Annotated in this window: 9 protein-coding genes and 1 pseudogene; 7 read left to right on the top strand and 3 right to left on the bottom strand. The window is 54.6% G+C overall.

The window, feature by feature from the left end; translation table 11 throughout:
* The 5 genes and pseudogenes from ABJQ89_RS02250 to ABJQ89_RS02230 form a co-directional block, all read left to right on the top strand.
* Positions 1 to 454 (top strand): annotated as a pseudogene (locus ABJQ89_RS02250) (urea amidolyase); the annotation flags it as partial.
* Positions 455 to 1,222: a 5-oxoprolinase subunit PxpA gene (locus ABJQ89_RS02245; protein ID WP_348494647.1), complete on the top strand. Its 768-nt coding sequence runs from the start codon at positions 455 to 457 to the stop codon at positions 1,220 to 1,222.
* The gene (locus tag ABJQ89_RS02240) at positions 1,215 to 2,543 is read left to right on the top strand and encodes a CoA transferase (RefSeq protein ID WP_348494646.1); all 1,329 of its coding nucleotides are present in this window, start codon (positions 1,215 to 1,217) and stop codon (positions 2,541 to 2,543) included. Before ABJQ89_RS02245 ends, ABJQ89_RS02240 begins: the two co-directional genes overlap by 8 nt.
* A gap of 100 nt (positions 2,544 to 2,643) precedes the next feature.
* Complete coding sequence (locus tag ABJQ89_RS02235) at positions 2,644 to 3,468, top strand: bifunctional allantoicase/(S)-ureidoglycine aminohydrolase (protein WP_348494645.1); 825 nt, start codon at positions 2,644 to 2,646, stop codon at positions 3,466 to 3,468.
* A 206-nt stretch (positions 3,469 to 3,674) separates the two neighbouring features.
* Entirely contained in the window at positions 3,675 to 3,881 is a 207-nt protein-coding gene (locus tag ABJQ89_RS02230; RefSeq protein ID WP_348494644.1) for a cold-shock protein, read from the top strand.
* 168 nt (positions 3,882 to 4,049) lie between these two features.
* Here ABJQ89_RS02230 and ABJQ89_RS02225 read toward each other — a convergent pair whose 3' ends face one another.
* From ABJQ89_RS02225 to puuE, 3 genes are read right to left on the bottom strand one after another with little or no spacing between them, the layout of a single operon-like run.
* Positions 4,050 to 5,375 carry a nucleobase:cation symporter-2 family protein gene (locus ABJQ89_RS02225; RefSeq protein ID WP_348494648.1) on the bottom strand — a complete coding sequence of 442 codons (1,326 nt, stop codon included), beginning with the start codon at positions 5,373 to 5,375 and terminating at the stop codon, positions 4,050 to 4,052.
* 53 nt (positions 5,376 to 5,428) lie between these two features.
* The gene (locus tag ABJQ89_RS02220) at positions 5,429 to 5,917 is read right to left on the bottom strand and encodes an ureidoglycolate lyase (RefSeq protein ID WP_348494643.1); all 489 of its coding nucleotides are present in this window, start codon (positions 5,915 to 5,917) and stop codon (positions 5,429 to 5,431) included.
* Positions 5,914 to 7,311 (bottom strand): allantoinase PuuE, encoded by a 1,398-nt coding sequence (gene puuE, locus ABJQ89_RS02215; protein WP_348494642.1) that lies wholly within the window; start codon positions 7,309 to 7,311, stop codon positions 5,914 to 5,916. Before puuE ends, ABJQ89_RS02220 begins: the two co-directional genes overlap by 4 nt.
* 147 nt (positions 7,312 to 7,458) lie before the next feature.
* On the opposite strand from puuE, the gene uraH reads away from it, so the two are divergent.
* Positions 7,459 to 7,812 (top strand): hydroxyisourate hydrolase, encoded by a 354-nt coding sequence (gene uraH / locus ABJQ89_RS02210; protein WP_348494641.1) that lies wholly within the window; start codon positions 7,459 to 7,461, stop codon positions 7,810 to 7,812.
* A gap of 23 nt (positions 7,813 to 7,835) precedes the next feature.
* A partial coding sequence (locus ABJQ89_RS02205) for a GNAT family N-acetyltransferase (protein WP_348494640.1) occupies positions 7,836 to 8,271 on the top strand: 436 nt, incomplete at its 3' end.

Raw genomic sequence — 8,271 nt, 5'->3', positions numbered from 1 at the left:
ATTTGGCGATGATGTTTTAGCGCGGTTTCAAAGCACTGAATTTACCCGCGCAGCGTCAGGCAATCGGCAAGGCGTGGAACTGGAATGCGAAGACAATTTTGCGCTACAGGGTGGGCAATCAATCCCGTCTGAAACAGTAATTGCCGGTGATATTCAGGTCCCGGGGCAGGGCGCACCGATCGCTTTGCTTGCGGACTGTCAGACGACAGGGGGTTATCCGCGTATCGCAACCATTCTGCCCTGTGATTTACCGCATGTGGCGCAGGCGAATGTAGGGACTAAATTGCGCTTTCATATGATCTCGCGCGAAGAAGGGATCGTTGCAGAATTAAAAGAGCGCAAAGCACGCAGTGCGTTAAACGCGCAGTGCCAACCCATTCTGCGTGATCCAGCGCAGATGAATGATTTGCTGTCATATCAATTGATCAGCGGTGTAACGGCGGGAGATATTTAGATGAGTAAGACTGTCGATCTGAATGCAGATATGGGCGAAAGCTTTGGCCCTTGGGTGATGGGGCGCGATGCGGATTTGCTGGAAGTCGTGACCTCGGCAAATATCGCTTGCGGCTTTCATGCAGGTGATCCCGATGTGATGGCAAAGACCATGGCACTGGCCGTGAAGAATGGCGTCGGCATTGGCGCGCATCCGGGCTTTCCTGACCTACGTGGGTTCGGGCGCTATCGGATTGATATGCCGCTGGATCAATTGGCTAATACGGTGCGGTATCAACTCGCAGCGGCACAGGGCATGGCAAAGGTTGCGGGCGGCGCAGTGCGCCATTTGAAATTGCACGGCGCGCTGGCCAATATGGCGGCAGAAAACGAAGAGATGGCGCATGTTTGCTATAGCGCTGCTTTGGAACTTGATCCTGATCTATACATCATGGTGTTGGCAGGCACAGCGCAGCAACGTGCGGTAGAAAAGCTGGGCTGCCGGTACGCTGCAGAGATTTTTGCAGACCGCGCTTATAACGATGATGCGACGCTGGTGGACAGGCGCCTTGAGGGCGCTGTTATCCACGACGCAGCGCTGGCGGCGGAAAGGATGGTCGCGATGGTCAGCGAGGGCGCAATCATCACCGAGAGCGGCAAGCGCATAGCGACGCGCATTGATACGATTTGCATGCATGGCGATACGCTTGAAGCGGTGGAGATTGCTCGTTCTGTGCGCAAAGCGTTAGAGGTTGCAGGGATCACAGCGCGGATGTTCCCTCATGCATAATCCGTTTTGGACTGAACTATGCGAGGCAGTGTTTGGCGAAGTTGCAACGCCCTATACGGTACAAGGGCAGGGGCATTTGCCATCGCACTACGCGGTCTCAGACTTTGCTGAGGCGACCGTTGGTTTGGCTGGTGTCGCCTTGTCGCGCCTCGGCGCCGGTGAAGAAGTAAGTGTGGATCGCCGACTTGCCTCGCTTTGGTTTGATATGACCTTGCGCCCCGATGGATGGGAGGCGCCGTCGATCTGGGATGCGATTGCTGGAAATTATCGTTGCAAAGACGGTTGGATCAGATTGCATACCAATGCGCCCCATCACCGTGATGCGGCATTGAGTGTTCTGAAAACACCCGTGGATCGGGATGCGGTTGCGCGCGCTGTTTTGGAATGGAGCGGAGCTGAGCTTGAGACAGCGATCGTCGACGCAAAGGGCTGCGCTGCTGAGATGCGCGGACCTGAGGAATGGCAAAAGCACCCGCAAGGGCGTGCCATTGGCAATGAGCCGCTGGTGCATTGGGAGAGTATCGGGAGTTGCGAAGCGCGCGCGATACCAGATTTGCGCGGTGTAAAGGTGCTGGACCTAACTCGTGTTTTGGCAGGGCCCGTTGCGACTAGGTTCCTTGCTGGTTTCGGCGCTGAGGTTTTGCGGATTGATCCCCCGAGCTGGAATGAACCGAGTGTTGAAATGGAAGTGACACTCGGCAAACATTGCGGTGGGCTTGATTTAAAGCGGGCTGAAGGTCTGGCGCATCTGAAGGCGTTGATGGCAAAGGCGGATGTGTTCGTGCATGGCTATCGCGCCGACGCGCTGGACCGCCTTGGCCTTGGCGATGATGTGCGCCGGGTAATTAACCCCAACATGGTTGATGTGCGTTTGAATGCCTATGGGTGGCGCGGCCCTTGGGCGAACAGGCGCGGCTTTGACAGTCTCGTGCAGATGAGCTGCGGGATCGCGGCGCATGGCATGGTGCAAGGGGGGGCAGACGGACCAAGGCCATTGCCTGTTCAGGCGTTGGATCATGGCACAGGGTATTTGATGGCGGCTTGTGTTTTGGAAGGGCTCGCGCGCCGCACGCGTGGGGACGTGGTTCGTGCAAAGGTTTCTTTGGCGCGAACGGCGCAATGCCTGATGCAACATTGCAGCGCATTTGAGACTGCAGGTGCAATATCTCTTGCGGATGAAGATTTTGGCGACGCGGTAGAGCATACCAGCTGGGGGCCCGCACACCGTGTGACAGCGCCAGTGAAAATCGCAGGTCGTGGCCTGACATGGAGCATCGCAGCGGGACATGTGCGTCGACACGCAGCAGATTGGCAGAGCTAGGACGATTGTCAAATAAACCAAAAGGTTCCTTTTGGTATTCCGTGCTTGGCCGATACACGTTCACAGGTCAGGTTTGTTAAATTCAAGGTTTGGAGCGGTTATGACGAAACGCACGTATTATGCGCCCAAAGGTGGGCATCCTGGACAAGAGCAGATGCTCACCAGCCAAGCGGTGTTTACTGAGGCCTATGCCTTTATTCCGGGCAGCACGATGCGCGACATTGTCACCAGTTTCCTGCCCTTTTGGGAAAAGACACGGCTTTGGGTGATTGCACGACCAATGACCGGTTTTGCGGAAACTTTTTCGCAGTACATCATGGAGGTTCAGCCCGGTGGTGGTAGCCAACGCGCAGAACTCGATGCCACGGCGCAGGGTGTTTTGTTCGTGGTCGAAGGCACGATTACGGTTAGCTTTGAAGGACAACGCCATGTTCTGAGCGAGGGCGGCTATGCCTACCTGCCCGCTGGCATGGATTGGACACTTTTGAACGAAAGCAGCGCCGTTGCGCGGTTCCATTGGATCCGGAAAGCCTACCAAGCGGTTGACGGTTTGGATGCGCCAGAGCCGATCATTGCCAATGAGCAAGATATCGAACCAATCGTAATGCCCGATACAGATGGTGGCTGGGCGACGACGCGGTTTGTTGAGCCAAACGATATGCGCCACGATATGCATGTTAACATCGTTACGCTTATGCCCGGGAATGTGATCCCCTTTATGGAGACGCATGTGATGGAACACGGGCTATACGTGTTAGAAGGCAAAGCGGCCTATAAATTGAACAGCGATTGGGTCGAAGTGGTGCCCGGTGACTTTATGTGGCTGCGCGCGTTTTGCCCTCAAGCGTGTTATGCTGGCGGTAATGGTCCGTTTCGCTATCTGCTTTATAAGGATGTAAACCGACACGCGAAATTGGGGCTATAAATTCGCCCGTTGCGCGCGTTGCCTTTCTGCGTGCTCTCTGGGAGCCAGAAACCGAATCCCTTGCAATTTCACGCTTTCTGCACTATGTGGCAGATGCGACGTTACCACTATCGACCCTACTGCTCCTAAATACCGGCTCAGTTTCGATCTTGCACTGACCTAGCCGACCTGCCGCATTCCGTGGGCAGTTTAAAAGGAGAATTACGATGGCTACTGGCACCGTAAAATGGTTTAACACTACTAAAGGCTTCGGCTTCATCGCACCAGAAGGCGGCACAAAAGACGTGTTCGTTCACATTTCTGCTGTTGAGCGTTCCGGCCTTACAGGTCTTGCAGACAACCAAAAAGTTACTTTCGACATCGAGCCCGGCCGTGACGGTCGTGAGGCAGCGATCAACATCGCTCTGGCATAAGCCAGCTCCCTACGGGGATGTTCGAAGTTTAAGAATAGAAAAGGGCGCTTCATTTGAAGCGCCCTTTTTCGTGCTGGGATTTTAGGGGCGGTGCGTAGAAGGCCACGCACCTTACGTTTGGGGTTGTCCGTAGGGTGCGTGATACCACGCACCCATATCAAACGTCCCTTATGCGTCGTCTTCTTGTGGAAGGACGAGGTTTAACACAATCGCCATCAGTGCAGTCGGAGCAACCGCAGACGTTGCTAGCGTTTTGATCACGCCAGGCAGATACTGAACCGCTGTCGGTACGAGGTTAAGACCCAAACCAAAGGCAAGGCTGACCGCGATGATGATCATTGTGCGGCGTGTCATCTTCTCTTCTGCGAGAACGTTAAGACCTGCAGCAGCAACCATACCGAACATCACGATCACACCGCCGCCAAGAACTGGCAAAGGCATGGAAGCGATCAATGCGCCGATCTTTGGCACCAAGCCACAGAGCACCATGATCGCGCCAGCAATCGTTACAACGTGACGAGACATGATGCCTGTCATACCGATGATGCCAACGTTTTGGCTGAAGGATGTGTTTGGCAGACCGCCAAAGACGCCAGCGACTGCTGTACCCAGACCGTCAGCATAGGTTGCGCCTGCGATTTCTTTGTCAGTGGCTTCACGTCCTGCGCCCGCTTTGGTTGTTGCCGATGCATCGCCTACGGTTTCAATCGCTGAAACGATGGAAACCAGCGTGACAGCGATAACCGCACCAAGGTTGAATTCAAAGCCGTAGGGCAAGGGCTTGATGGATGTGATCCAACCCGCTTTACCAACTGCGCCGAAGTTCACCATGCCAAGTGCAAAGGCGAGTGCGTAACCTGCGAGCAGGCCGACCAAGATCGCTGCGTTGGACAGGATGCCTTTGGTGAAGAACTTTAGAACCAAGGACACAACGATCACTGTCAGGGCGACGGACCAGTGCTTGAGCGAGCCGAAGCTTTCCGCTTCCATCTGGAAGGATGCTGCGCCACCAGCTGCGTATTTGATCGCAACAGGGATCAGATAAAGACCAATCGCAAGGATCACGAGGCCTGTAACGAGCGGTGGGAACAAGAACCGCAGGTGTTGGATAACTGAACCGAGGAGGAAGTGGATGACACCGCCGATGATGCAGGCCGTCAGCGCAACGCCGAGGCCTTGTGTTGCCGCGATGCCCGCGAGAACGCCGACGAAGGCGAACGATGTACCTTGCATGATCGGAAGGCGCGCACCGACCGGGCCGATGCCGACTGTTTGGAACAATGTCGCGATGCCAGCGAACAGCATCGCCATCTGGATAAGATAAACCTGCTCAGGTCCACCAAACGCAAGGCCAGCTGCGCCGGCAACGATGATGGATGGTGTTACGTTTGACGCAAACATTGCCAAAACGTGCTGTGCACCAAGCGGGATTGCTTGCCCGAGTGGGGGCGTCGTATTTGGATCGCTGTATGCGCCCAGTGAAGTATCAGCCATTGGTATCTCCCCTTCATAGCTGTTGGAAATGACCGCTTCTGTGTCGGTCATGTTTAGGCTCCTACCACAACATGTGGTGTTTTGAGCAAAAATTCTTCGAGGTTATTGCCGTCGCCAATGCGGTCGATGACAGCGAATTGGCCGCTGCCAGCAAGGGGTGTGAGCACCCCGTGCCATGTGCCTTTATGAAAATTGATAGCCTGCCCAGCTTGCGTTTCGAAGGCTTTAGGGTTGATGGGCGTGCCGTTGGCATCTTCTGCAACAATCACGAGGAAACCGTTTTCGCACATTGGGACAAAGGCCTGACTGCCAAGCGGATGACGCTCTAGAATGGCAAACTCGTACGGCAGGCTGCGGATCTCCGCCTTGAACAGGCTAAGACCTGCACGCCCAGTGCCAAAGTCCATTTGCGCCCGATCATGGAAGCGGCCGCATTTGCCGAGGTTGATGATCATGTCGGCATCGCCCGAGCAATCAAACAGATCACCATATGGGGCAAATGCCGTTGCCGTGATCGGCTGGATCACGATCTCTGCACTCATGGAAGGATATCCATCAGACGGAAATCAGCGATGCGTTCTACCTGTTTGCAAGCCTCGCTAAATTCGATCTCTTGCGTGTTTTCGATCCGGCGGTGAAAGGCAGCCAGAATCGACGCTTTGTCGTGATCGCGCACCGCTATGATAAAGGGAAAACCATGTTTCGCCATATATTGCGAATTGAGTGAAGTGAACTGGACCTTCTCATCCTCAGTGAGGTGATCCAGCCCTGCTGAGGCTTGTCCAGAGGTGCTTTCCGCGGTGAGGGTGTTGGCCTGCGCGAGTTTCCCAGCAAGATCGGGATGAGCCTTTAGCACATTGAGCCGTTGCTCGTGGCTGGCAGAGCGGAAAATCCGGCAGAGCGCGTTGTGTAACCCGATTGCTGTGTCGTGCATTGGTCCAAGTTCGAGTGCGAAGGCGCCTTCAGCGATCCAAGGCGAGTGCTCGAAAATAGAGCCGTATTTTGCAACGAATGTCTCTCTATCCATTTCGGAAGGGCGTTCGCGGCGGGCATGTGGGTTTTGCGCCGCCCAGTGATCTGCGATCTGCTCGCGCGTGGCGAACCAGACACCTTCATGGCTGTTTGCATAGTCCAAAAAGTGTTGAAGCGCCTGCGCGCGGCCCGGACGACCCATCAGGCGACAGTGCAGACCGATAGACATCATACGCCCACCTTCTTCGTAAAGCACATCGAAGCTGGCCTTGAGATATTCAAAGAAATGCGCGCCCGTGTTGAAACCTTGCGGCGTGGCAAAGCGCATATCGTTTGCATCCATTGTATAGGGTACAACGAGCTGATCGCGCTCGCCAAATTCCATCCAATAGGGCACATCATCAGCGATAGAATCCGCGACATAGGCGAAAGAGCCGTTTTCCGCAGCGAGCCGCACAGTGTTGTCAGAGCAGCGCCCCGTATACCAACCGCGCGGTGGTTCTCCTACGACTTCGGTGTGCAGGCGAATAGCCTCGTCCATATCGGCCTTTTCGGCCTCTGGCGTGGCGTCTTTGTATTCGATCCATTTCAAGCCGTGGCTGGCGATTTCCCAACCTGCCTCTTTCATCGCGCGCACCTGTGCAGGGGCGCGGGCAAGGGCGGTGGCAACGCCATAAACCGTAATAGGTGTGTTTTCGAGCAAACGGTGCAGACGCCAAAACCCCGCGCGCGCGCCGTATTCATAGATGCTTTCCATGTTCCAATGACGCTGACCGGGCCAAGCAGCAGCACCAACGATTTCGGACAGAAACGCCTCAGACGCTGCATCACCATGAAGGATGTTGTTTTCGCCGCCCTCTTCGTAGTTCATCACGATCTGAACAGCGATTTTCGCGCCATTGGGCCAATTCGCGGCGGGCGGCGTTGCGCCGTATCCGTGCATATCGCGGGGGTAGCGTGTCATGCGTGTAGTCTCCTAGGTGACCTTGTGATAAACCAGAAAATCTCAAAGTTTTTTCAAAAAAAAGCGAATGCACTATAGGATCGAACAATCTTTCCTACCAACAGGAAAAACCGCATATTTAATGAGCACTTTAGGAGTAAAAGCGCCATGGCTGGATATTTAACAACACATGTCTTGGACACGGCACGCGGCTGTCCTGCTGCGGGGCTAAAAATTGCGCTCTACCGCGTTTCAGGCAATTCGCACAAAAAGATTGCTGAAAGTGTCACGAATGAGGACGGTCGAACCGATACGCCGATCCTGCCTGAAGGCAAATTCAAGATCGGAACATATGAGCTAATCTTTTTCGCGGAAGAGTATTTGCGCGAGCAATGTGGGATCAAGGATGATCCGTTGTTTCTAGGGCAGGTGCCTATTCGGTTTGGCATGTCTGAAGAGGCACATTATCACGTGCCGCTCTTGCTTTCGCCCTATGGATATTCAACCTATCGGGGGAGTTGACCCTCGTTAGGATTGGATTGCCAATGTTCGGAACTAAAATCGATGTGAGCCATTGGGCGTTCCCGAACAAGTCCGATATTGACGGCCGATATATCCGGCTTGAGCCGATGTCTTTGGATCATCTGCCAGAGCTATGGGTCGCTGCGCAATCAGCACCCGAGAGTTTTACCTATTTGCGCTATGGTCCCTTTAAGGATCAGCAGGCGCTTGCCACGCTGATCGAAGATCTTTCCACGCGCGAGGATCAACCGTTCTGGGTCGTCAGGGATGAAACAGGACAAGCGCAAGGTTGGCTTTCGATCTGCGATGTCTATCAAAGCGACGGTGCATTTGAGATTGGGAGCATTTGGTTCGCTCCCCAAATCCAAGGGACGCGCGGGGCGCGTGAAGCGATCTTTCTATTGATGTGTCTTGGTATGGACGACCTTGGATACGAGCGTTTGGTATGGCGATGCCAAG

Source organism: Planktotalea sp., assembly GCF_039984035.1.
GTDB lineage: Bacteria > Pseudomonadota > Alphaproteobacteria > Rhodobacterales > Rhodobacteraceae > Planktotalea.
The sequence above is the reverse complement of the archived record's forward strand: the minus strand, read 5'-3'. Positions and strand labels throughout refer to the sequence as shown.

Coding starts and splice junctions, on each gene's coding strand:
- uraH (WP_348494641.1), top strand. CDS start 7,459: ATGGCTGGATATTTAACAACACATGTCTTGGACACGGCACGCGGCTGT.
- ABJQ89_RS02235 (WP_348494645.1), top strand. CDS start 2,644: ATGACGAAACGCACGTATTATGCGCCCAAAGGTGGGCATCCTGGACAA.
- ABJQ89_RS02225 (WP_348494648.1), bottom strand. CDS start 5,375: ATGGCTGATACTTCACTGGGCGCATACAGCGATCCAAATACGACGCCC.
- ABJQ89_RS02245 (WP_348494647.1), top strand. CDS start 455: ATGAGTAAGACTGTCGATCTGAATGCAGATATGGGCGAAAGCTTTGGC.
- ABJQ89_RS02220 (WP_348494643.1), bottom strand. CDS start 5,917: ATGAGTGCAGAGATCGTGATCCAGCCGATCACGGCAACGGCATTTGCC.
- ABJQ89_RS02230 (WP_348494644.1), top strand. CDS start 3,675: ATGGCTACTGGCACCGTAAAATGGTTTAACACTACTAAAGGCTTCGGC.
- ABJQ89_RS02240 (WP_348494646.1), top strand. CDS start 1,215: ATGCATAATCCGTTTTGGACTGAACTATGCGAGGCAGTGTTTGGCGAA.
- puuE (WP_348494642.1), bottom strand. CDS start 7,311: ATGACACGCTACCCCCGCGATATGCACGGATACGGCGCAACGCCGCCC.